This window comes from Spirosoma pollinicola (assembly GCF_002831565.1).
GTDB lineage: Bacteria > Bacteroidota > Bacteroidia > Cytophagales > Spirosomataceae > Spirosoma > Spirosoma pollinicola.
On sequence record NZ_CP025096.1, the window covers coordinates 373,907 to 399,590 of the forward strand.

The 25,684-nt window shown below is 49.5% G+C and carries 16 protein-coding genes; 14 read left to right on the plus strand and 2 right to left on the minus strand.

Annotated features, from left to right (window positions below):
- The first annotated feature begins 37 nt into the window (after positions 1-37).
- The 4 genes from CWM47_RS01520 to CWM47_RS01535 all read left to right on the plus strand — a co-directional run bounded on the left by CWM47_RS01520 (position 38) and on the right by CWM47_RS01535 (position 8,533).
- The gene (locus tag CWM47_RS01520; protein ID WP_100986036.1) at positions 38-2,701 is read left to right on the plus strand and encodes an ABC transporter permease; all 2,664 of its coding nucleotides are present in this window, start codon (positions 38-40) and stop codon (positions 2,699-2,701) included.
- Between the two features lie 337 nt (positions 2,702-3,038).
- Complete coding sequence (locus CWM47_RS01525) at positions 3,039-3,377, plus strand: PadR family transcriptional regulator (RefSeq protein ID WP_100986037.1); 339 nt, start codon at positions 3,039-3,041, stop codon at positions 3,375-3,377.
- Positions 3,374-6,031, plus strand: coding sequence for an ABC transporter permease (locus CWM47_RS01530; protein ID WP_240625670.1), 2,658 nt, complete (start codon positions 3,374-3,376; stop codon positions 6,029-6,031). The genes CWM47_RS01525 and CWM47_RS01530 overlap by 4 nt, the downstream gene beginning before the upstream one ends.
- Before the next feature lie 93 nt (positions 6,032-6,124).
- Positions 6,125-8,533, plus strand: a complete 2,409-nt coding sequence (locus CWM47_RS01535; protein WP_100986038.1) for an ABC transporter permease — start codon at positions 6,125-6,127, stop codon at positions 8,531-8,533.
- A 90-nt stretch (positions 8,534-8,623) separates the two neighbouring features.
- Here CWM47_RS01535 and CWM47_RS01540 read toward each other — a convergent pair whose 3' ends face one another.
- On the minus strand, positions 8,624-8,986 hold the full coding sequence (locus CWM47_RS01540) for a DoxX family protein (RefSeq protein ID WP_100986039.1): 363 nt from the start codon (positions 8,984-8,986) through the stop codon (positions 8,624-8,626).
- Between the two features lie 153 nt (positions 8,987-9,139).
- On the opposite strand from CWM47_RS01540, the gene CWM47_RS01545 reads away from it, so the two are divergent.
- The 3 genes from CWM47_RS01545 to CWM47_RS01555 all read left to right on the plus strand — a co-directional run bounded on the left by CWM47_RS01545 (position 9,140) and on the right by CWM47_RS01555 (position 12,728).
- Positions 9,140-9,544: a winged helix-turn-helix transcriptional regulator gene (locus tag CWM47_RS01545; protein ID WP_100986040.1), complete on the plus strand. Its 405-nt coding sequence runs from the start codon at positions 9,140-9,142 to the stop codon at positions 9,542-9,544.
- A 150-nt stretch (positions 9,545-9,694) separates the two neighbouring features.
- The gene (locus CWM47_RS01550) at positions 9,695-10,039 is read left to right on the plus strand and encodes a PadR family transcriptional regulator (protein WP_100986041.1); all 345 of its coding nucleotides are present in this window, start codon (positions 9,695-9,697) and stop codon (positions 10,037-10,039) included.
- Between the two features lie 46 nt (positions 10,040-10,085).
- A complete protein-coding gene (locus CWM47_RS01555) occupies positions 10,086-12,728 on the plus strand; it encodes an ABC transporter permease (protein WP_240625671.1) in 2,643 nt (880 codons plus the stop codon).
- Between the two features lie 220 nt (positions 12,729-12,948).
- Here the strand turns inward: CWM47_RS01555 and CWM47_RS01560 are convergent, their stop codons facing one another.
- Positions 12,949-14,547: a hydrolase gene (locus CWM47_RS01560; protein ID WP_100986042.1), complete on the minus strand. Its 1,599-nt coding sequence runs from the start codon at positions 14,545-14,547 to the stop codon at positions 12,949-12,951.
- 229 nt (positions 14,548-14,776) lie between these two features.
- On the opposite strand from CWM47_RS01560, the gene CWM47_RS01565 reads away from it, so the two are divergent.
- The 7 genes from CWM47_RS01565 (at position 14,777) to CWM47_RS01595 (ending at position 25,584) form a co-directional block, all read left to right on the plus strand.
- Positions 14,777-17,134: an ABC transporter permease gene (locus CWM47_RS01565; protein WP_100986043.1), complete on the plus strand. Its 2,358-nt coding sequence runs from the start codon at positions 14,777-14,779 to the stop codon at positions 17,132-17,134.
- Between the two features lie 196 nt (positions 17,135-17,330).
- Positions 17,331-17,669, plus strand: a complete 339-nt coding sequence (locus tag CWM47_RS01570) for a PadR family transcriptional regulator (protein ID WP_100986044.1) — start codon at positions 17,331-17,333, stop codon at positions 17,667-17,669.
- 99 nt (positions 17,670-17,768) lie between these two features.
- Entirely contained in the window at positions 17,769-20,447 is a 2,679-nt protein-coding gene (locus CWM47_RS01575) for a permease prefix domain 2-containing transporter (RefSeq protein WP_100986045.1), read from the plus strand.
- 97 nt (positions 20,448-20,544) lie between these two features.
- Entirely contained in the window at positions 20,545-20,769 is a 225-nt protein-coding gene (locus tag CWM47_RS01580; RefSeq protein ID WP_100986046.1) for a permease prefix domain 2-containing transporter, read from the plus strand.
- Positions 20,770-20,782: 13 nt separating this feature from the next.
- Positions 20,783-23,197 (plus strand): ABC transporter permease, encoded by a 2,415-nt coding sequence (locus CWM47_RS01585; RefSeq protein ID WP_100986047.1) that lies wholly within the window; start codon positions 20,783-20,785, stop codon positions 23,195-23,197.
- A 129-nt stretch (positions 23,198-23,326) separates the two neighbouring features.
- On the plus strand, positions 23,327-25,060 hold the full coding sequence (locus tag CWM47_RS01590; RefSeq protein ID WP_157815873.1) for a serine hydrolase: 1,734 nt from the start codon (positions 23,327-23,329) through the stop codon (positions 25,058-25,060).
- A gap of 188 nt (positions 25,061-25,248) precedes the next feature.
- Positions 25,249-25,584 (plus strand): PadR family transcriptional regulator, encoded by a 336-nt coding sequence (locus tag CWM47_RS01595; protein WP_100986049.1) that lies wholly within the window; start codon positions 25,249-25,251, stop codon positions 25,582-25,584.
- Positions 25,585-25,684 lie beyond the last annotated feature (100 nt).

Sequence of the window (25,684 nt, forward strand, 5' to 3'; positions counted from 1 at the left end):
GTTAATCTCACAGCCGACCGAAACGGTGGGCACTACAATGAAAAACACACCACCCCGCCGAGCCGACAGGTTTCTCGAATGGTTCTGTGCCCCGCACTTACTGGAGGAGGTACAGGGCGATTTATATGAGCGGTTTTTGCGCGATGTACGGGATGTGGGTAGCCAACGTGCCAGCCAGCGTTACTGGGTCAACGTGTTGCGCTTTATTCGCCCATTTGCCCTGAAACGAGAACCCAGTGAATTTGTTTCATCTCCCATTCTACGTCCTGTCATGCTACGAAACTACCTCAAAACCTCGCTCCGCAACCTGACTAAACACAAAGTCAGCACGCTCATTAACCTGTTCGGGCTTACACTGGGTATAACGGCCTGTCTGGTTATTTACCTCATTACGAACTACGAACTGAGCTACGATACATTCCACCCCGATAGCGGCCGGATTTACCGGCTGGTAGGCGAGTCGCAATACGGTAAGTCGGGGGAGAAGCATCCCGTAGGGTTCATTCCCAATGCTGTTCCCGGAGCCATTCGACAGGAGATTAGCGGGCTGGAAACGGTGGCAGCGTTTCACAATATCTCGTCTGATGTGCTCATCCCAACGGGACAAGAGAAACCGAAGCGATTTCAAAGCAGCAGACATGATGAAATCGTGGTGGTAGACCCGCAGTATTTCGACATTTTCAAGTACGAATGGCTGATAGGCAACCCTAAGAACGCCCTCAATGAACCCTTCAAGGTGGTACTCTCCGAGCAGAAAGCCCGTACTTATTTCGGGGATATTCCGCTCAATAGTATGGTGGGGAAAGAGATCATTTATGAAGATTCGGTGCAGGTGAGTGTGGCGGGTATCGTGAGAGCGTGGAAGCAGCCAAGTGATTTTGTGTTCACCGACTTTATCTCATTTGCCACCATCCGGGCCAGTCAACTCAAAAAAAGCATCGACCTCGATCAGTGGAATGATATCTGGTCGGCCTCACAGGCATTTGTAAAACTTCCCGAAGGTGCGGCACCTGCTCAGTTCACAAGCCAGTTTCAGCGGTTTGGAAAACTCCATTTCCCGAAAAGTATGGAGTTAAAATTTACGCCCGCCCTGCAACCCCTGGCCGACCTCCACTTCAACGATGATTATGACGACAACTACTCCCGTAAAGCGCATTTACCCACGCTCTATGGCCTGATGGCGATTGCCGCGTTTATTTTGCTGATCGCTGCAATCAATTTCATTAATCTGGCCACGGCACAGTCGGCACAACGGGCTAAGGAAACCGGTATTCGTAAAGTAATGGGCAGTAGCCGGGCTAATCTGGTGTTCCAGTTTCTGAGCGAAACCGCCACGCTAACGCTTGTTGCCGTTCTCATTTCTTTGCTACTTGTTGGCCCCATACTCAGCGCGTTTCAATCGCTGACACCAGAAGGACTCACAATCAATTTGTTCAGTTGGCAAACGTTGGGATTTCTGCTTTTTGTTACCATAACCACCTCACTATTAGCCGGATTTTACCCTTCCTGGATGCTCTCTTCGTACGTACCAGCCTTAACGTTAAAGGGCCAGACGACCAGCAAAGGCGGGGAGAAAGGATACTTACGAAAGGGTTTGATTGTGTTTCAGTTTACCATATCGTTGGTGTTCATAATCGGCACGCTCATGGTGAGTCGACAGCTTAACTTTATGCGCAACAAGGACCTGGGTTTTAGGGCAAACGCTATCGTTTCGATCCGGCCGGGCCGCGATGAAAAAGGGCCGGTACTGGCTCAGAAAATAAGGCAGTTAGCGGGTGTCGAGCGAGTTACGATGGAGTGGTTTCCGCCTATGGGACAGGCCTTCATGGTGACTAAACTAACTTATCGGGGGCCGAAAAAGGCTATAGACATGGACGTTTCGGCCAAAGTAGGCGACGAGAATTTTATTCCCCTCTATCAACTGAAGCTTCTGGCTGGCCGGAATTACCTAAAAAGCGACTCTCTCCGCGAGATGGTCATCAACGAGACGTATGCCAAAGCCCTAGGCTTCAAAAAACCAGCCGATGCCCTGAATCAGTTGATTAGTTTTCAGGACAAAACCGTCCCGGTTGTTGGTGTGGTAGCCGATTTTCATGAGCAGTCGTTCCACGAGAAGATCGGCCCGGTATTCATCGCCAACATGCCGCAGGCTCGAAACATAGGTGTAAAACTGGCTACCAAGGGCAAACAGCTCAGCGACCTGACAACCACGCTTGCCCGTCTGGAACAAGCCTGGAAAACCGTTTACCCCGACCGCAAATTTGAGTATTCATTCCTGGATGACTCCATTGCTAAACTCTACGAAAAGGAGCAAAAAACCGGTCAGCTTGTCAACATGGCTACGGCTATTGCCATTCTGATTTCATGCATGGGTCTGTTCGGGCTGGCTACGTTTACCGCACAGCAGCGCACTAAAGAGATTGGCGTCCGTAAAGTGCTGGGGGCATCGGTAGCGAGTATCGTCACGCTACTTACTAAAGATTTCCTGAAGCTGGTTTTTGTCGCCCTGTTATTAGCATCTCCCCTTGCCTGGTGGGCTATGAGCCAATGGCTTAAGGATTTCGCCTACAAAGTCGACCTCGATTGGTGGGTCTTCGCGTTGGCGGGTGCTCTGGCTGTCGTCATTGCCATGCTGACCGTCGGCTTTCAAAGTGTTAAAGCGGCCCTGATGAATCCGGTGAATTCGTTGCGGAGTGAGTAGGGATTACCGCCTTTTACCACCCCCAACCGAAACGACCACCCCCAACCCCCTCCTAAAACAGGAGGGGGCTATGCCGAAGGGTAGCCTGTTCTTGCTCCCATCTATACCAGGATAAGACAACGCTAAGGGTATCCTTGTTTAAGCCCCCTCCTTTTTTCAAGGAGGGGGTTGGGGGTGGTCAATCCGGTTACCCCTGTCCCATACCGTACAGATTTTGTCCGAATCTGGACAACCCAATATCAGTTCTTCCTCAAAAAGTCCCTTAAAAGCCCTCTCAGTGGGCTTTTTTTGTTATGGCAAGGCATTTGCTCAGCAAAAATAGAACTAATGAACCGCTATGAAACGGACCTACCTGGGCGAGTTTGAAGAGATCGTACTACTCACCGTTGCTGTACTGGAGGGGCAGGCGTATGGGGTTGCCCTCACCCACGAGATCATTGAACAAACCGGTCGCTCGGTGCGGCTGAACCAGATCCACGCGGCCTTGCAACGGCTGGAAGATAAGGGCATGGTGAAATCCGAAATGGGCGAACCTACCGCCGAGCGCGGTGGCCGCCGGAAACGGCTGTTTACGGTGACTGCCTATGGTCGGCGGACGTTGCAGGAAATTCAGGAGGTTCGCGTTAGTCTGTGGAGCCGCCTGGTCAACCCGTTTAAACCCGTAACCAGCGTATGATAAAGCCCCGAAACGTAGGACCGCCCCGTCTGGCTGACCGCTTACTGACGTGGTTCGTGGCACCGCACCTGCTCGAATCGCTGCAAGGCGACCTGCACGAAGAGTTTGCGTATCAGGTACAGCGCGTTGGCGAACGACGTGCCAAGTGGCGATACTGGCGGGATGTACTGGGATTCTTCAATCCATCTACTATCAAACGAAAACCGGCAAGTAACCCAATTCAGCGTGCCGAATTCACTCACTACTCACCATCAAATTACCGGACTACGTCTTCACTCAATCCTGCTATGATCCGCAACTATTTCAGAACCGCCTGGCGCAATCTGGTCAAGAACAAATTTTACTCCTTCATCAACATTTCAGGTCTAACCGTCGGGCTGGCGGTTGGCATTTTGATTCTTTTATGGGTGCAGGATGAGTTGAGCTTCGACCGGTTTCATGCCCAATCGTCGTCTATATACCGACTCGAAAACTGGGCGGGTACTGGCAGCAGTCGGCAAATCTGGACAACTACCGTCGCACCCATTGCGGGCTTCGCCAAGCGGGAAACCCCGGAGGTAAAAGAGGCCGTTCGGCTAACGGAGAACTACGCCTATACGCTGTTTAAATACAAGGAGAAGACCATCAGCGAAGAGAAAACGTTCTTTACCGACCCTACCCTATTCTCGGTATTTGACTTCAACCTGATCCGGGGCAACCCGGCGAAACCCTTTACCGATAACAACTCAATTGTTATTACTGAAACGACGGCTAAACGGTATTTCGGCGACGAAAATCCGATTGGCAAAGTACTGGCGGCTAACGATAACACCGCGTTCACGGTCAGTGGTGTTATTCTGGATTTCCCAAAAAATTCGTCTATTCAGGGCGATATGTTTTTACCACTCTCCCTGTTCTTCAAGAATATATACGCAGACAACAGGGATGGAAAAAACATGGACAACGATTTTTCGCAGTTCAGGTATTCTACTTATTTGCTAGTTCAGCCAAACACATCGATTGCAAGTCTGGCGACTAAACTGCGCACGATTCACCTCCGCAATAAACCCGACGATACTGACCTTACCTATCTGTTACAGGCCCTGCCCGCTATGCACCTGTACAAAGCCGACGGCACGGAAGGAGGCATCGAAACAGTCAGGATGTTCTCCATTATTGCGTTGCTGATTTTAGCGATTGCCTGTATCAATTATGTAAACCTGTCTACTGCCCGCTCTCTGCTGCGCTCCAAAGAAGTGAGTATGCGTAAAATTGTGGGAGCCGCCCGGAGTCAATTGTTCGTACAGTTTCTAGTCGAAACCACGCTCCTCTTTTCGCTGGCAGCCGTGCTGGCCCTTAGTCTGCTCTATGGTTTACTGCCCTTTTATAATGAACTGGCGGGCAAAGAACTCGTTCTGAATGTCAGCGACTACCACATCTGGCAGATTATCGGACTGACTATCATCGGTACGCTGGCCGCGTCGAGTATCTACCCGGCGGTGCTGCTGTCGTCGTTTGAGCCCCTGAAAGCACTGAAAGGCAAAGTGTCGGCCCGGTTAAGTGAAGCCTCGTTTCGGAAACTGTTGGTCGTGGTCCAGTTTGCCGTTTCGGTCATTCTTATTGCGGGGACGTTTATTATCAACAACCAGCTGCAATACATCCGCTCCAAGGAACTAGGGTATGACAAAACGCATGTGTTCGCTTTTTTTATGCGGGACATGAACAAGCATTACGACGCGGTGAAAGCCGACCTCTTAAGTCAGCCGGGTATAACGGCCGTTACCCGCGCCAATGCCAATATTGTCCAGTTGGGTGGCCAGACCGGTGACAATGACTGGGATGGAAAAGCACAGGGCGAAACCATGATGATGCACACTGTAGCTATCGACAAAGACTTTATTCCGTTCTTCGATATGAAGCTACAACAGGGTGCCAACTTTAGCGGAGCCGTTGCCGACTCGCTGCATTTTATCCTGAACGAAACGGCGGTTAAAGCCGCCCGACTCGATAATCCGATTGGCAAGCGGTTCCGGCTCTGGAAGCATAACGGCACCATTATCGGTGTAGTAAAGGACTTTCATTTTGCGTCAATGAAGCAAAAAATAGAGCCTTCCATATTTTTTTACGAACCCCAGTACTCGGGGGCAATCTATATCAAGACAACCGGAAAGGAGGCTGAAAACGCCATAGCCTCGGCAAAAAAGTCCTGGAAACACTACAATGCCGACTTCCCGTTTGAGTACTCATTTCTGGACGATGTATTCAATAACCTCTACAAATCCGAGCAGCAAACCGGGCTTCTGTTCACGATCTTTTCGTCCATTGCCATCCTCATTTCGTGCTTAGGCCTGTTCGGGTTAGCGGCTTATACGGCACAGGTTCGCACCCGCGAAATTGGCGTTCGTAAAGTATTGGGGGCTAGTGTTACCAGCGTCATTCAGTTACTGGCAAAAGACTTTATCCAATTGGTTATAATCGCTATTGTCATTGCCGTTCCGCTTGCCTGGTGGGCTATGAGTCTATGGCTTGAGGGCTTTGCGTATCGAATCGACATTGAGTGGTGGATGTTTGCCATTGCCGGTCTATTGGCGCTGGCCATTGCCTTGCTGACCGTCAGTTTCCAAAGCATCAAAGCCGCTTTGATGAACCCGGTGAAATCGTTACGGAGTGAGTAAAGTGAATAAATACAAATGCTCCTTAACAAATATTAACGGTCTGTCTATAAATAACTTACGTATCTTTCTGACCGACTAAGCTACGGATAGACCATGTTACGAAACTACCTTAAAATTGCGATCAGAAATCTGCTCCGGCGCAAATTCTATGCCCTGCTTAACATCATTGGTCTAGCCGTTGGTATGACGTTCACGCTGCTTATTGGCAGCTACGTCTGGAGCGAATTACAGGTAAATAACGAATTACGAAATGCAACGAATCAATACATCATCCGCAGTAAATGGAAACAGCCCGGTTTAGGTTATGAAGATGTAACGGTGGCCCCGCTGGGAAAAACGCTGAAAGAAAAATACCCCGACTTAGTCGCTAACTATTACCGGTTCGACGTACTTACTACCGCCATATCCAACGGGAACAAGCATTTTGTCAGGGAGGTAGCCCAAGCAGGTGATTCAACTATGATTTCCATGTTTGGGTTTACCATGCTGTATGGCGATGCCCGAACAGCCCTCAAGGCGCCAAATTCAGTGGTGATTACGGAAGAAAACGCCATCAAGTATTTTGGTAAAACGGATGTACTCGGGCAAGTCCTTACTCTGAGCAATTACACTGGCAGTAAGCAGGAATTTGTGGTAACGGGCGTATTGAAAAGTCTGCCCAAAAACTCGGTTACCTACCTGTGGGATTTGCCGGTAAACGTCTTCATCCCTTTCAATAGTTTGCAGGGCCGCACGGATGCGGATGGCTGGATGACCTGGAATATAGCCAACTACATCGAGTTAAAAGAAGGCATAAACCAGGAAGATATACAGCAGCCAATGGAGCAGATTCTGGCCACCTACGCTCCCAAAACCGTTCGTAAAAATCTACAGCCCTACCTCACACCACTTAAAGATTACTACCGCGATTTTAACAAGGGCATTGTCCGGAAAACGATCTATACGCTATCAGGAATAGCCTTGTTTATCCTATTGATGGCTATCGTCAATTTCGTCAACAGCGCGGTGGCCAACTCAAGCTCACGCATTAAGGAGATTGGCATACGAAAATCATTGGGTGGGCAAAAACAGCAATTAATCGTCCAGTTTTTGGCTGAGTCGACCATAATAGCGATGCTGTCGATGACCGTATCGCTGCTTTTTTACGAGTTATTCCGGTCTTCATTCGGCGATATAGTCGGCAAGAAAATCGACTCACTTTGGACGGTATCACCTTATTTCCCAGTTGTACTTAGCTTGTCGACGCTCCTGATTGGACTGTTGGCCGGACTCTATCCCGCACTTATCCTATCTTCTTTACCGTCGGTCGATTCCTTAAAAGGTAAATTGAAATCAGTAAAAGAGGGGATCGTCTTCAGGCGGTTCCTGATAACGACTCAGTTTTCCATTGCGCTGCTTGTGGGTTGCGGAGCTGTGATTGTCTCCCAACAGGTTACCTATTTATTTGACAAAGACTTAGGCTACAATAAAGAGTCGATTGTACTGCTATCCCTACCCCGTGACTGGACACCACAGGGCGTGGCCAGCATAGAAGCCGTTCGGAACGAATTGGCCCGATTGCCCGTGGTAAAAGACATAAGTATTTCCTCATCGAGCCTCAAAGGCGGTCCGGCCTACGACCTGCACCTGTATCCGGTTGAAAAAGATTCTACCGAAGCCATGTCGACATCCATCCTCCAAACCGACGAAAATTTTGTTCGAACATACCAGATACCACTGCTTGCCGGTCGGTTTTATACGTCTTCAGCGCGGGCAGAGCAGGAAAACAAACTCGTGCTTAATGAGTCAGCCGTGAAGGCATTGGGTTACCACAACCCGGAAGCGGCTCTTGGACGACAGGTCTATATCCAGGGTTACCGAAGTCCCATAACCATCATTGGCGTGACGCAGGATTTTAGCTTTCGCTCGATGAAGGAAAAGATTATGCCTGCGGCCATCGGCCATATCAACGGAGCCGGTTATCTGTTCGCTTACTTTTCGGTTAAACTTAGCTCCGGCGATTTACCCGGCTCTTTGGCCAGTATCGAGAAGAGATTCCACGAACTGCTCCCTGACGCGCCTTTCGAGTATTCGTTTACCGACGAAGCATTGCAGCAATTGTATCAAGCCGAAATTCAACTAAAAAAAGCGTCACAGACAGCTACCCTACTGGCGCTACTTATTGTTATGTTGGGTATTCTGGCGATGGTTTCGCTGAGCTTAGTTCGGCGAATGAAGGAAATGGGCATTCGCAAAGTACTGGGCGCGGGTGTGCCAGGGATTGTCCTGTTGTTTATGAAGGAGTTTATCCTGGCATGGTTAATCGCGATGCTGGTAGCGTACCCCGTAGCCTATCTGCTTATGGAGAATTGGTTGCAAACTTTCGCCTATCACATCGACGTCAGCATGTTCTCATTTGGTTTCATTAGTTTGTTCTTTCTACTACTCATTGGCCTGATCGTCAGTTTCCAGAGCATCAAAGTGGCCCTAATGAACCCAGTAAAGAGTTTGCGTAATGAATAGTAAAATGGTGGAGTGAGTGAAATAAGTGGAGTGAGTGTAGTACCGACCGGGACGGTCGGTACTACACTCACTCCACCAATCACCACTCCACTACTCCACCGACGCAGGCAAAAAAATCGTTTTGTCGCGCAGGAAAGCGGCAATCCAGATTAGAACAAGAGGAAGAAATGCGTTAAGGGGCGAACCGTGAGTCATTTCGGTGGCGAGTGCCCCGGCAAAGTAGCAGGAAAGCAAAATGAAACCCAGTTTCATGGTTTTAGGGTAGATGAACAGAGCAGCAAAGCCGATTTCCATCAAGCCCAGACTAATTGCTTTGTCCCCTGCCCCCACTTTCGTGAGTGTGTCAACTACCTCTTTCGACTGGGTCAACTTCATTACTCCACTGAGAATGGCCATACCAGACGCCAAAACGGTCATAACGATTGTGAGGATACGCATTATTTTTGGATTCATGATAAGTACAATTAACAGTAACCTTCAGTTATTACAGATTAAAAAGCAAACCTACCAAAACCAGCTATCTTTTTGTAAGCACTATACCAAAGGATACCACTATACTTTAGGATACTTCATGGCCTTATGAAACTAGCCTGTTACCTTTAATTCATGAGCACTATTCCTGAGGCAACTCCTTCACCTGTCAACGGCTTAAGACCCGCCCATTCCGCAGCAGACTGTACACAGAGCTCACAAGCGGTTCAGGACGCCCTCTATGTTCTGAGTGGCAAGTGGAAACTACCCATAATCGTTGCGATGAGCGGTGGGCCAAAGCGCTTCGGCGAGTTGCAGCGGCTAGTTTCGGGAATTACAGCCAAAGTCCTCAGCAAAGAATTGAAAGAACTGGAAATGAACGAGTTTGCTGTTCGGCGTGTCTACGCGACAATGCCTGTCACGGTCGAATATGAACTGACCGAATACAGCCAGTCCCTGAACAGCATTATCGAAGCCTTACGCGATTGGGGCATCCAGCACCGGGCCAGGATTCTTAGAAAAGATAAGCTGGACATGTAACCCACCCTGTCCAGATACGTACGAGACTTGTCCGTTTCTGGACATTATTACTACGAGTCACAGTTTAAAAAGTGCCATTCCAAATCGGGGTGGCACTTTTTTTAGTTTGGCCGTTCATTTGTTATACATATACACAACTAATGATCGGCCATGAAGGGAACCTACTTAGGCGAATTTGAAGAAGTGGTATTACTGGCGGTAGCGATCCGGTCGGGAGATGCGTATGGAGCAGCCGTAGTTACAGAAATCGAGCAGCAGATGAACCGCTCGGTCAACCTGGGTGCTGTACATTCCGCCTTGAACCGGCTCGCCGAAAAGGGACTGGTGACGTCAGAATTAGGTGGCGTAACAACCGAACGCGGTGGCCGGCGAAAGCGACTTTACTCCGTTACAACGGCTGGTCGACGGGCATTGCAGGAGGTGCGGCAGGTGCGCAATCAGATGTGGGAGGCCATAGTAACGAATAATGTAGAATGGATAGTGAATAATGGGTAATGAATAATCAATAACTCCGCAATTAATACATTCTACATTCTACATTATGTCTCCGCCCCGCTTCGCCACGCGCCTATTACACTGGTTCTGCGCTCCCCACCGGATCGATGAACTGGAAGACGATCTGGATGAGTTATTTCAGCAACGCATCGAACAAATTGGCTTGCGACAGGCTCGCTGGCGCTATATAAAGGACGTCTTGAGCCTAATGCGACCCAGCCTAATGCGGCCCAACCTGATGAAACGACAACCAACTAGTGAATACAGTCAACCTTTTTTTGTAAGCCCTGTTATGATCCGCAACTACGTCAAAATCGCCTGGCGAAACATTGTTCGCAACAAAGCCTTTTCGGGCATTAACCTGGCAGGTCTTGCCCTGGGTATGATGAGTAGTTTGCTCATCTTACTTTGGGTGCAGGACGAACGTAAAGTGGATAGCTTTCATGCCAACGGGAAGCATCTATACCAGATATATGAACGGCAGCACTTCGATGGAAAAGTGTACGCCAGCTATTTTACCCAGGGGCCACTGGCCGACGAACTGAAGCGGTCCTTTCCCGAAATACAGTATGCCAGTAGCCTGGAGTGGCCATACAGCACCACTTTTGAAGCAGGGGATAAAATCAATAAGTTATATGGAACATTCGCCGGAGCCGATTTTTTCAAGATGTTCAGCTATCCCTTTTTGCAGGGAACGCCCGCTACAGCCCTGAACCGACCGGGCAGTATTGCCATCTCCCGCAAGATGGCCGAACAGTTTTTTGGTAGTCCCGAAAAAGCCATTGGCAAATCCATCCGGTACGAAAACAAGGAAGATTTACAGGTAACCGGCGTTTTTGAAAACTTACCCGCCAACTCGTCGGTACAGTTCGATTACCTGCGTCCGTGGAGTGATTTACTTAAAGATAACGAATGGGCAAAAACCTGGACCAGCACGGACCCCGTCACCTACGTGCAGCTTCGCCCCGACGGTGCTGGTCAACCAGTTGACGCGGCTCGTGTGGAAGCGAAGATCAAGGATTTTATGTATAGATACCTACCCAAAACCAAAGGTTTTCTGGTCGAATTGGGTTTACAGCCCTACCCGGAAAAGTACCTCCATTCTACCTTTAAAGATGGGTATCTGGACGGAGGTCGTATTGAGTATGTACGTTTATTCAGCATCGTGGCCATTTTTATTCTGCTCATTGCCTGCATCAATTTCATGAACCTCAGCACGGCACGTTCGGCTAAACGGGCAAAGGAAGTAGGTGTGCGAAAAGTGGTTGGTGCAGCCCGCTCGGCGCTGATGGGACAGTTTGTGGGCGAGGCCATGTTGCTAACGGTCCTGGCTATGGGTATGGCTGTGGTACTGGTAGTGGTTTTGCTGCCAGCGTTTAACACCCTGACGGGTAAAATGCTGATCCTGCCGATCAATGACCCACTTTTTTGGGCTAGTTTGCTGGGTCTGCTTCTGCTGACAGGCTTTGTTGCCGGTAGTTATCCGGCCCTGTTTCTGTCCTCGCTCAACCCGATTCGGGTGTTGAAAGGGAGTGGTCCGTCATCACGGCTCCGGTTTAGTTCGGGAGCCACCTTTTTCCGGCAGGGGTTGGTGGTGTTTCAATTTGGTTTATCGATTCTGCTCATTGTTGGCACAATTGTCATTTACCGGCAGATGAACTACGTACAGACGGCGAATCTGGGCTTCAACCGCGAGAATCTGGTTTACATACCCATCGAAGGTGATCTGACACAGAAATTCGACCTTTTCAAAGAAGAAGCGGGCAAGTTGACCGGTGTTTCGACCATATCCCGAATGCGGGAATCTCCAACCGGCATTGGACACCATGTAGATGACATTAGCTGGTCGGGGAAAGACCCGAATTTGAGAACGGCTTTTGCCAATACGGCCGTTGGGTATGACTTTGTCAAGACGCTGAATCTTCAGCTAAAGGAAGGACGGGATTTTTCAAAAGAGTATGGCACAGACTCCCTCGGGTTTATGATTAACGAAACGGCCCTGGCTAAAATCGGGTATCAAAACCCGATTGGCAAGCCGCTGGACTGGGGTGGAATTCATGGCAGAATCATCGGTGTCGTGAACGATTTTCATTTCAATTCCATGCGTCAGGCCATTGAGCCTTTGATCATTCGCCTAGACCCCAAACCAAAATGGGGGACTATCCTGATCCGTGCCGAAGCGGGCAAAACGAAAGAAGTCATTACAGGTCTGGAGAAACTTTGTAAGGAGTTAAACCCCAAAACACCCTTCTCGTACCAGTTCTCCGATCAGGAATATGAAAACCTTTATCGGAGCGAACAGGTCGTCAGTCAGTTGGCCAACTACTTCGCACTGCTGGCCATTTTCATCTCCTGCCTGGGTCTATTTGGTCTGGCAACATTCACAGCCGAGCAGCGTACCAAAGAAATCGGGGTTCGAAAAGTGCTGGGGGCTTCAGTTGCCAGCGTCGTCACTTTGCTATCGACCGACTTCCTGAAACTGGTGCTGATTGCCATTCTCATTGCGTCTCCCCTGGCATGGTGGGCTATGAATCAATGGCTTCTGAGATTCGTTTACAAGGTCGATATCGAGTGGTGGATATTCGCACTGGCGGGGTTGCTGGCCATCGGCATTGCTTTATTGACGGTCAGCTTCCAGAGCATCAAAGCCGCCCTGATGAACCCGGTAAAGAGTTTGCGCTCCGAGTAATATAGCGGCTACTAAATGCTGAGGCCTATTCGTAAAACGAGGTTGCCCGTTCTCGCAAATTCATAAACCCGGTGGTTGTTTCTGCGTTTTTCAACAAAAGTCAGAAATCAGCCACCGGGTATTTTCTTGTAGATACTGACGCGTATTGGGGCAATGCCAGCATATCAACATAGCCACAGTATATTTCAGGACAGCGTGATTCGACTACCACACGGCTGTTTTACTGAATCTTAGCCAGCCACAGCGACGCATTGATATGCAAGGCCGGGTGAGACGTAAATCCGGATGGAGAATCGCCCGACCAGCCATTGAACAGGCTATCGTTCGTATCTCCGGTACCATCGTCGGCGGGGGAGCTATCGCCCACAAAAACAACCCGTCCGGTACCATAGGTCGATAGCAGTGCCATCACGCCGGTTGTCCCGTTCAGGGTGCTGCTCGTCCGCCAGAAAAGGCCCTGAACATTCGTGTTATTGGTCGGATATAGCGTAGCCGTCGAGCCATTGTAGAAGGCCAGTTTAGAGGCCGTTCCGGCCAAACCACCAAGTACTTTCTGGGCATTGGTATTCGTGCCGGTATATACCTTGGTAGTTGGCTGATCGCTGATGTCGACATAATCTATTACGAAACCAAATGGCTTGTTGTTGTTGATGCCGTTGTTGGACATCAGGTCATTCCAAACGCGGGGCGAGTCGAAGCCATCGCCATCACGGTCTGATGGATTATACCCGTTGGCATCGGTACCGGCGGTGGTCGCAGCCGTGTGATCGGCAATCATCATCAGACCACCACCATTGGAAACGAAATTCATGATCGCCGTTTTTTCCGCTGCTGTAAATAGCCGATTGGGCTCCACAACTACAAAAACGGCATAATTACTCAAATCCTGCGCATTGGTCGAATTGCCATAGGTTATGACAGAGCCGCTTGGCAATGTTTCGACCCGATTTCCGCGCTTCACCAGTTCTACGGCCCACGACGAAATACCGCCTTTCCAATAGGTTTCGGGCGTGGTTGAGGTAATGCCGGTGTAAGAAGGTGTTGGCACTCGCTGCGCTTTGGTTTCTACCGTTGTACCGCCAGTATACATAGGTACGCTTTCGGTACCATCGGCGTCGATCTGCCAATCGGCACTACCTGCATTTTCCAGATGGCTGGCATCGAACAGGAAGACTTTGCCAGTCGGTGGTGGTGGTGTGCCGCCCGAATAATCGTTAATGAGAATATCGTCGATGTTGATTCGATTCGTTGAGCCCGACACTTTACGAATCTCCAGCCGAACGCTTCCCGTTACATTGAGGGTAAAGGTTTGGGTTTGAATTGTCGACGTTGTTGTGGTAGCAACTCCCGTTTGAGTCCAGCTACTACCCGCATTGGTCGAGTACCATAAACTCCATTGGCTGGCGGCATCGGTGCCATAGGTGCCGTGTTTAATGCTAACCGTGCTGATGCCGGTTGTGACATCGAACAGCATAGTAATCTTACCCGTATTTCGAATTCGTGCCGACCAGGCACCTGCCTTCAAATCGCCACTGAGGTTACCAATCACTGCATCGTACAAGTTCCAGGATTTAGTTTGAAGCGTAACATTGTCGCCACTGGATGAGCCAGCGGGCGAAACATCGTAGGCTGTTTTAGGATTTGTTGATCCTACCTCAAACCCTTCAGACAAGCTGACCGCTTGCAGTCGGGCTGAACGAATCAAATCGCTGGTGTCAACCGTTGGTGTTAGTTCGCTGAACGAATGGCATCCAACCAGCATTGACCCCGCTATCAGGCAGGAAACATAAATGGTTCTCGTTTTACTAAAGTTGGTCATAAAACAGAAGAGTTAACAAAACAGAAGAGATACATACAAATAACTTAATTTAACCAACATACAAACTACAAAAAGTTATTACTATTCTGTTATGTTATACCGGATACTTATTCTAAAACAAAGGCTACATATAGTAAGCAGGAGATTCGCCGATGTTGTGCGTAGGTGAAGCAACGGAACAGGATTTCCTGCGTCTTTCTGGCATCTATGTCCTCAACCGCTGGAAAGCATGTTCCGAAACTATCTCAAAATCGCCTGGCGTAACATTGCCAAAAGTAAAACCTTCTCCTTTATCAATGTGCTGGGCCTTGCCCTTGGCATGACCAGCAGCCTGCTCATTTTACTCTGGGTGCAGGACGAACGCAGTATCGACCAGTTTCACACCAACGGCCCGAACATCTATGCAGTATTGGAGAACCAGCAATGGACAGGCAATGATATCAGTACTACGCCATCTACACCTGGTCCGCTGGCCTTCGCGCTTAAAGCTGACGTTCCGGAAGTAGTACTTAGCGTTAAGGTTACTTGGCAGGAGGAACACCTGCTCTCGGTTGGCGAGAAAGCTTACAAGGAGAAAGGTCGGTATTCGAGCCCCGATTTATTTCAGGTTTTTTCGTTTCCATTCGTGCATGGCGACCCAAAAACAGCCATTGCGGAGCCAACGTCTATCGTTATCTCCGAAAAAGCGGCTCAAAAGCTTTTCGGTCGAACCGATGTCCTTGGGCGGATGGTTCGGGTCGATAACAAAGAGGATCATAAAGTAACGGGGGTGGTGAAGGACATCCCCGAAACATCCTCCCTTAAGTTTGACTTTGTCTTACCCGAAGCCCCGTATGAGAAGGAAAATAATTGGCTCGAAAAATGGGATAACAACGGTATTCGTACCTATGTGATGCTGAGCCCCGGCGCTAATGTAGACGCTGTTAATGCCAAAATCCTGAACTTCATCAAGAAGCACGACAAGAACGTGACGACCATCACGACGTTCATGTTCCCTTATGAGAAAGCGTATCTACAATCGAAATTCACGAATGGTAAACCCGATGGCGGGCGGATCGAATACGTTCGGATTTTCACCATTGTCGCTCTATTCCTGCTCATCATTGCCTGTATCAACTTCATGAATCTGGCTACGGCCCGCTCGGCCAAACGGGCAAAGGAAGTCGGTATCCGGAAGGTTGTTGGGGCCGAAGGTTCATATCTGGTGGGTCAATTCGTTGGCGAAGCGATACTAACGGCCCTCTTTTCCCTGCTCGTTGCCATTATTCTGGTTCAGGTACTGCTTCCAAGCTTCAATACGCTGACGGAGAAACATATAGACATTCAGTATACGAATCCTTTTTACTGGCTCACCCTTCTTGGGCTGGCGCTAATAACCGGGCTTGTGTCGGGCAGTTATCCTGCCCTGTTCTTGTCGTCCCTTCAACCGGTTAAGGTTTTAAAAGGCACACTTCGGTTTAACACGGGGGCCGTACTGTTTCGACAGGGGCTAGTCGTTTTTCAATTTGCTCTTTCCCTGCTCCTGATTATCGGGACGCTGATCGCTGGTCGCCAGATTGACTATATACGCACGAAAAACCTGGGACTTGACCGGGAGAATGTGGTTTATATGGATCTGGAAGGTGATTTACAAAAACGGTTTGATGCTTTCCGGGAAGAACTGATACATGCCCCCGGCATTCAGTCGGTATCGTCGGCGGGCAATGACCCCATGCAAATTGGCAGTTCAACTACCGGCGTCGAATGGACAGGAAAGCCCGAAGGTGACAAGACACTGTTTACACAGTTGCCCATCAGCTATGACTTCGTAAAGACCATGAAAATTAAGCTGCTCGACGGCCGCGAGTTTTCAAAGGGTACGATAACGGATAGCACCAATTACATTGTCAATGAAGAAGCAGCCCGACGTATGGGTATGAAACAGGCCGTGGGTCAGGATTTAAAATTCTGGAATAAGTCAGGGAAGATCGTCGGCCTGATCAGGAACTTCCACCTGAACTCCCTGCGTGTTGCCATTGAGCCCCTCATTTTGCGGTTAGACTCGACGAACAACACCCTGCTGGTGCGTACAACCCCCGGCCAGACAGAAAAGGCGCTCAAGAGTATGGAACGACTGGCCAAACAATTTAACCCAGCCTATCCATTCGATTATAAATTTGCCGACGAAAGTTTCAAGGAGCAGTACAAAAGCGAAACGCTGATTGGTACACTGGCCAACGCCTTCGCCATTATCGCCATATTTATCGCCTGCCTGGGTTTGTTTGGCCTGGCCATGTTTACGGCCGAGCAACGCACGAAAGAAATTGGGGTTCGCAAAGTGCTTGGAGCCTCGGTGCCCAACATCGTCGCCCTTCTCTCGAAGGATTTTTTAAAGCTGGTGATGATTGCCATTCTCATTGCGTCTCCCCTGGCGTGGTGGGCCATGCATCAGTGGCTCAAAGACTTCGCCTATCGAATCGACATCAGCTGGTGGGTCTTCGCATTGGCGGGCATCATGGCCATCGCCATCGCTCAACTCACCGTAAGTTTCCAGAGTATCAAAGCCGCCCTGATGAATCCCGTGAAAAGTCTGCGAAGCGCGGAGTAATAGTCTTGTCGATATGGTTAAAACAAGGCAGCCCGAACGTCGGGCTGCCTTGTCCGTTTTACGGACAAACCGTGTCCAGAAACGGACACTTCACTCACCGTCTATAAGTCATTTATGGCGATTCCAGTCAACCAACAGTAATTTTATGAGTTGGCATCGCATTTGATCGACATTATCGTAGCAAATAACTTTTGGTATGAAACGGGCCTTTTTAGGAGAGTTTGAAGAGATTGTGCTACTCACCGTTGCGGTACTGGACGAGGGAGCGTATGGCGTAAACGTTACGCAGGAGATCGAACAGAAAACGGGGCGGACTGTCGGTTTCAGCACGGTTCACACGACGCTGCAACGGCTGGCTGAGAAAGGTTTTTTAAGCTCTCACATGGGTGGTGCAACAGCCGAACGCGGTGGCCGACGAAAGCGATTCTTTACCGTTACGGTCGCCGGTCGACGAGCCTTGCAGGATGTCAAACAAGTGCGGGAAGAGTTATGGAATGCCCTCCCACCCCAAACGCTGCAACTCATGGGCGGGTAAACCAATGGTAAATGTACAATAGTCTGTAGATCAGCCGTTCCACTTCCATTATCTGTTTTACGTTTTTCACTACTCATTGTCTATTATTCATTATCTACGATGAAACCACCCCGCTGGGCAACCAAACTCCTGAGTTGGTGGGGCCACCCCGATACGCTCGAAGAAGTGCAGGGCGACTTGCTCGAACTGTATAACTACTGGGTAGAAACCGTGGGCGAACGACGCGCCAACTGGCGATATGCATTGAGTGCTCTGAAATTGCTACGGCCATTGGCTAGCCTGAAAAGAAAGGAGCAGTATACCTCCCCTTATTCATTTAGTATAACCATGATCCTCAACTATATCAAAATAGCCCGGCGTCAACTATGGCGTAATCGACTTTTTACGGCGCTCAATGTTGTCGGCCTATCCATCGGATTAAGCGCTTGCTGGGTCATCTACCGCATTGTTTCCTTCGATTTCAGCTTCGATACCCAAAACCCCAATCGGGACCGAATTGTACGAGTGGTCAGTCGGTTTGTGTTTGACGGAAAGGAACAGGGAAATCCGGGCTCCCCCCTTCCCATGGCTAATGCCGTTCGAAAGGAACTCAGTGGTGTCGACCGGGCTATTCCAATATGGGAAGAAGGGATTGAACACGTTCAGATTCCGCAGCTAACGGGTAAACCGGTACAGTTTACGGATGTAAAAAATGTAATCGCTACCGATTCCAACTACTTCCGGATGGTACCGTACCAATGGCTGGCTGGCAATGCCCGCCGGGCACTCTCCCGGCCTAATCAGGTCGTTATTACCCAAAGCCGGGCGGCTCAGTATTTCCCCGGATTATTACCCCAGCAACTCATAAATAAGACTATAACTTACTGGGATTCAGTCAATGTGCAAATTGCCGGTGTTGTGGCCGATCTGCCGTACGCATCTGATTTTACGGGCCAGGAATTTCTATCGATTCCGACAATCAAAAAAGAAATCGGGAAAAATGAGTGGGGAAATACAAATTCCGATGTCCAGCTTTTTCTGATGCTTTCGGATAAAGCAGACCCAAAGCAACTAGAAAAACAGGTCAACCTGCTGTCCGGTAAATACTCAAACGAGATTCTGAAACAATGGGGTTCCTTTAAACGATGGCACCTCCTGCAACCGCTGGCCGATCTCCATTTCGGGATCGACTATCGTGAACGAGCCCGTCGGGCCAACAAAAATGTCTTATACGGCTTAATTGGCCTGGCAGGATTTATACTGGCGCTGGCGGTTGTTAATTATGTAAATATGGCCTCGGCGCAAGTGCCACAACGAGCCCGCGAGATTGGTATTCGTAAAGTATTAGGTAGCCGCCGTCGGCCGCTTATCGTTCAGTTTCTAGGTGAAACAGCCGCCATTACGTTATTAGCCTTTGGTCTGGCTTTCGTCTTTTCGAACTTCTTTTTCACAAAATTCAGCGATTTAATTCCGGAAGGTATCGACCAGCACATCAATTGGCCATGGCTTGTTTTATTTCTGGCTGGCCTCCTGATCAGTGTAACGTTACTGTCGGGCCTGTATCCGGCCTGGCTTATTACCCGGTTTCAACCGGTAGCTGTCCTGCGAGGCCAAACGGGCTATGCCGTAACGGAAGGGTCCAACCGGCTAACGCTCCGTAAAAGTTTGATCGTCTTTCAGTTTTTTATTGCGCAACTGTTCATTGTCGGCTCCTTCATCGTCAACCAGCAGTTAAACTACTCATTACAGGCCGATCTGGGGTTTGTGCGTGACGCTGTTGTAACGGCCTCTACCCCCTGGAAACCAGACGAAACCAACCGGGCAAACAGGCGTTTTGCGCTCAAGCAGGAATTACAAAAACTACCCGGCATATCGGCGGTTAGCCTGGGCGATCAACCCGCATCGAGTGGGTATTCGAGCAATGTTCATCAGTACGTCGGTAAAAAAGGCAAGGTTGAGCTGAATATCTTCCGTAAACATGTAGACACCGATTTTATTCCCTTCTATAAACTTCCGCTACTGGCCGGCCGAAACCTGCAACCGAGTGATACCGTTCGGGAGTATGTCCTGAACGAAACAGCTGTTAAAGCGTTCGGCTTCGAGCGACCTCAGGATGCCATTGGAGCCATAATCAAAGAGAACGGTGGCGATGCGAACCGGACAGTGCCCATTGTGGGAGTGGTTCGCGATTTTCACACCCGCTCCTTCAAGGAAAAAATTCAGCCGACAGCCCTGATGACAAATCGCGAAAACGCCAACACGTTCAATATCAAACTGGCATCGGGTAATCCGGAAAACTGGCAACATACATTAGCCGAAATCAACACAGTCTGGAAGCAATTTTATCCGGATGATCCGTTCGACTACAAATTTTACGACCAGACGCTGGAGGAGTTTTACAAGCAGGAGCGGCAACTATCCAGGGTTGTTAATCTGGCAACGGGAATCGCTATCCTGATCAGTTGTCTTGGCTTGTTCGGACTGGCAACGCTGATGGCTTATCAACGTACCAAAGAAATTGGCATACGAAAGATTTTAGGAGCGAGCGTGACAGGCATAGTGGCCTTACTATCAAAAGGCTTCCTGAAACTGGTGATTATTGCCATCCTGATTGCCTCACCTTTAGCCTGGTATGGAATGGACAAATGGTTACAGGATTTCGCCTATCGAATTGACATTGAGTGGTGGGTGTTCGTACTGACCGCTTTACTGGCCATTGGCATTGCTTTACTGACAGTTGGTTTCCAGAGTGTAAAAGCGGCTCTGATGAATCCCGTTAAAACGTTACGGTCGGAGTGATCATTGGATAATGAACACTGGCCAATGGAACGAACCCTCATTCCCGGTCAAGCGCCATCAGTAGCCAGTACTCATTGTACATTATTCATTATAAATTATGCAACCACCCCGCTGGGCACAAAAGCTAATCGAAACCTATGGACATCCCGATACACTCGAAGAAGTGCAGGGCGACCTGCTCGAACTGTATGCCTATTGGGTGGAAACGGTTGGCAAACGACGCGCCAACTGGCGATATACTCAGTGTGCTGAAATTGTTGCGGCCACTGGCGAAACCGAAAAAACAGCATTATTCAAGACCGGAATACCGGACCACCTATAGCCTAAACCCCGATATGCTTCGCAATTACGTTAAAATCGGATTCAGAAATCTTGTTAAGAACAAGGTCTATTCGGGCATTAACATTGGCGGATTAGCGCTGGGTATAGCCTGCTGCCTGCTCATCAGCCTTTATGTGTATGACGAATTCAGTTACGACCGGTTCAACGCCAATTACAGGCATATTTACCGGATTGTTGAACGACAGAAACAGCCCGAAGGTATTTTCGATGTAGCGACTACACCGGGTCCGCTGGCTGCTACCCTTACGAAGGACTTTCCGGAAGTACAGCGTACTACCCGTGTTGGTCGGTGGAACGGGCTACTGACGCAGGGCCGCCACCTGATCGAGCCGGAGCATTTTTTGATTGTTGATCCCAGCTTTTTCACCCTGTTCACGTACCCACTCGTGTTGGGCGATACCAGCACAGTTTTCCGGGGACCCAACGAAGTGGTTTTTAGTGAAGCTGCCGCCGAACGTTTTTTTGGTCCCGACTGGCGTCAGAAGAATGTGTTGGGGCAATCCATTAAACTCAATAATGAACAGGTACTCAAGCTGGTGGGTGTAGCCAAAAATCCGCCCATTCAGTCGAGTATCCAGTTTGATGTGCTGATTCCATTCAAGTGGCTCGAACGCAACGACGAATGGAGTATGAAATGGAACAGCAACAGCTACCACACCTACGTTCAACTCCGGCCAGATGCAGTCAGGGAAGCGGTCAGCCCAGTCTTCTTCGGCACCAAAATTCGGGAGCAGCTTAAGCGATACGATTCAAGGAATGAAACGCCACTGCTTTTACAACCCTTATCGGACATTTATCTGTATTCGAAATTTGCCTTCCAAACCGATTATGGCAAACGCAGCGACATCGCCTACATCCGCATCTTTGTGGCCGTTGGGCTCATTGTGCTGCTTATTGCCGTAGTTAACTTCATCAATTTAGCAACCGCACGGGCGTCGCAGCGGGCAAAAGAAGTGGGCGTCCGCAAAAGCGTTGGGGCACAGCGGTCAAGTTTAATTGCCCAGTTTTTAGGAGAAGCCTTCCTGATGACGAGCCTTGCCATGCTGGCGGCTCTGTTTCTGGCCGAACTACTACTGCCCGTATTCAATGACCTGACTACTAAAACGCTGAAAATCCCCTATCAGCTTCCGGCCTTCTGGCTCGTATTGATTGGTCTGACTGTCGTAGTCAGTTTATTGACGGGCCTTTATCCTGCGTTCTTCCTTTCGTCATTCCGGCCTGTCAGCGTATTAAAAACGGGTATCGCTGGTCAATTTGCCAATGCACGAACAGGGCTGAGTCTTCGGCAATCACTAGTGGTGGGCCAATTTGTTCTATCTATTGCACTGGCCATCAGTACGGTAGTCATCTATCGACAACTAGCTTATTTGCAGAGCACCAAACTGGGATTCGATAAATCACAATTGCTCTACGTTGGGCTCAAAGGCGATTTGAAACAAAATGCCCAGCGATTCAAGACTGAAGTGGCGCAATTGCCGGGGGTGGAACAGACGTCCGCTGCCACGAGCAATCTGGTCGACATGAATAATAGTACAACTATTGAATGGGAAGGCCAGATGCCAAAAGATGAATTTTTGATCACTCAGATGAACATAGACGCCGACTTTATAAAGACAACCGGCATGTCGATAGCAGCGGGGCGGAATTTCTCGGCTCAGATTACGAGCGATACACTAGGCAAACTCGGGGCTTACATGATCAACGAAACGGCGGCCAAACGTATGGGCTGGACACCCGCTAAAGCACTGGGCAAACGGGTCAAGTTTTGGGGAACGGATGGCTTCATCATCGGTGTCGTGAAAGACTTCCATTTCCGTCCCCTGCGCGTTAGTATAGAACCGTTTATTTTCCGGTTTCGGCCCAAGGAGTTTTATTTCACGCTATTGGTTAAAACTAAACCCAATCTAGTAGCCCACACCCTGACTGATGTAGCCGGCGTATACAAAAAACTAGACCCTAGCACCCCCATCTCTTATGGCTTCGTTGATCAGGATCTTGATAAGCAGTACCAGTCCGAACAACGTATCGGTCGGGTTATTCTCTACTTTGCCATCCTCACAATTCTGGTTTCCTGCCTCGGCTTATTCGGCCTGACCGCGTTTACGGCAGAACAGCGCACCAAGGAAATCGGCATTCGGAAGGTATTGGGTGCTTCGGTCACCAGCATTGTGGCCCTGCTATCCAAAGACTTCCTGAGACTGGTGCTGATTGCCCTCGTCATAGCCTCCCCAATCGCCTGGTACGCCATGAACCAGTGGCTGCAAAGCTTTGCCTATAAAACCGATTTCGAGTGGTGGATGCCCGCTCTGGCCGGATTGATGGCCGTTTGCATTGCCTTGCTCACCATCAGTTTCCAGAGCATCAAAGCGGCCATTGCCAACCCGGTGAAAAGTTTGCGGAATGAGTAGTTTGTTTGGCCTAAGCGCTGGCTTGGCCCTAGAAATAACAAAGGCCATGCCAGCGCTTGGCCCAGACTTACACGCAACTATTTCTTATTCTTGCTGTCCTTTACCCGTACTCTTTCTTACTACATGTTTATGCGTCATCCTCTCGCTGTCATTTCCTTACTCCTCCTCGTTTCGCCGGTCCTCGCCGACGATCTGGACGATTTCATTCGTGACCAGTTACGAAAACGACACGTACCCGGTTTGTCAATCGCCATCATTCAGGATGGCAAGATTGTGAAGGCTATGACGTATGGCTCAGCGACTAAAAATGGAACGACACCCCTCACAACGGCCACCCTGTTTCAGGCAGGGTCCATCAGTAAATCGGTGGCGGCTGCTGGCGCGTTGTACCTGACAGAAGCGGGCAAATTATCACTCGACGAAGACGTGAACGTGAAGCTACGTACCTGGAAAGTGCCGGAAAATGAGTTTACGAAAGACAAAAAAGTAACCCTGCGCGGGTTGCTCAGCCACACAACGGGGCTAACGGTTCATGGCTTTCCTGGCTATGAAGTCGGTAAACCGATACCAACAATCCCGCAAATTCTCAACGGAACAGCTCCCGCCAATACAGCTCCCGTTCGGGTCGATTTTGTGCCCGGAACCAAATGGCGGTATTCGGGTGGGGGCTACACCGTCATGCAGCAACTCATGCTGGACGTGACCGGCAAACCCTTCCCTCAGTTTATGAAGGAAACGGTGTTGGGGCCAATGGGCATGGCTGAAAGCACGTATCAACAACCATTGCCTGCTGACAAAGCCAAATTGACAGCTACAGGCTATTATGGAGACCGAAGCGAAGTAAAAGGACGTTGGCATATTTACCCCGAAATGGCCGCTGCCGGACTCTGGACGACACCGTCTGACCTGGCACGTTTTGCCATCGGCATTCAACAGGCGTTCGCCGGGAAACCGAAGGCCGTCCTGTCGCAGGAAATGACCCGGCAAATGCTCACCGATCAAAAAGACAACGACGGGCTGGGCGTTTTTCTGGAGGGCGAAGGCCACACAATGCGTTTTGGTCACAATGGCCGCGATGAGGGTTTCGATGCGCTGCTCACTGCCGGTGTCGAAACCGGGCAGGGTGTGGCTATTATGATCAACGCCAACGATAACTCCCGAATGATGGGACGGATTGTGGATGCCGTAGCTAAAAAATACAACTGGACGGGTTATAAAGTAACGACGGCCATCGAGCGCAAAGCGGTTGCGGTAGAGGCTAAAACGCTGGCGGCTTACGAGGGGCGCTATGAGTTTGCCAATAACCGAATGATCACGTTCATGGCCGATAAGGGTCGGCTGGTAACGCTCGTGGATGGTTTTGCCGATGAAGAATTTGTCCCCGAAACGCCAACTCGGTTTGTATCGGTAGATCGTGATGCCTATTTGACAGTTACACCGGATGAAACCGGAAAAATAACCGGGCTGGTATGGAAACACGGTACAGACGAACGAACAATACCGCGCATCGGTCCACTTCTGAATATGCTAAAACCCAATAAAGACTCGAACGAAGCCCGTACCCATCAAATTGAGACGGCACTGAAGGCAACAATTCAGGGCGGTAAAAGCGTAGCCGATGTTCCTGGTATGTCGCCCGGTGCCCGCCGGGACTTTGCCAGTGGCGTGCCGGAGTTGGCAGGTTTCAAATCCATTGTGTTCATTAGTGATGCCGATGTGACTGGTCGCGGTATAGAGCGACATGATGGCAAAGTAGCGCATGTACTGAACTATAAACTCACTTCGGACAAAGCCTCTAAATACATACTGGTCTATCTGACATCCGACGGGTTACTGACAGATTATGACGTAGTAGACAAATAGAGCTAACAGCGGCTAAATTTCTGTCCGTTTCTGTTCGCACAATGTCCGTTTCTGGACAATAGGCAGCACTAATCATTCACAAAAGAGCCCTTCCTGAAACAGGAAAGGCTCTTTTGTTCTTTGGCACCGCATTTGACATACAGAAATAGAGGAAATAAAACAAAGCGCAGCATCTTAACCATTGACTCATGCGACGGAGTGATTTAGGCGAGTTTGAAGAGGTCGTTCTACTGGCTGTGGCGGTATTGACTCCCAAAGCCTATTCGGTCGTGATTGCCGAAGAACTGGAACGGGAAACGGGCCAGACGGTCAGTACTGGTGCCGTACATGCCGCCCTGCAACGGCTCGAACAAAAAGGCTACCTAAGCTCCGTCCTGGGCGAGGCAACAGCCGAACGGGGTGGCCGCCGGAAACGGATATTTACCATCACGGCCCTTGGTGGTCGCGTACTGAGCGAAGTGCAGGCAGTACGTGTCCGGTTTTGGGATCGTATCATTCCAAACATCCGGCTAGAGTGGAGTTGACTGTAGGGAGGTGATGGGTAATGGTCAATGGATAATAATTAATGAAAAATGTATCCAACCTGTAAAAACTCCTGCCTTCATTATTCATTACCCATTCCCC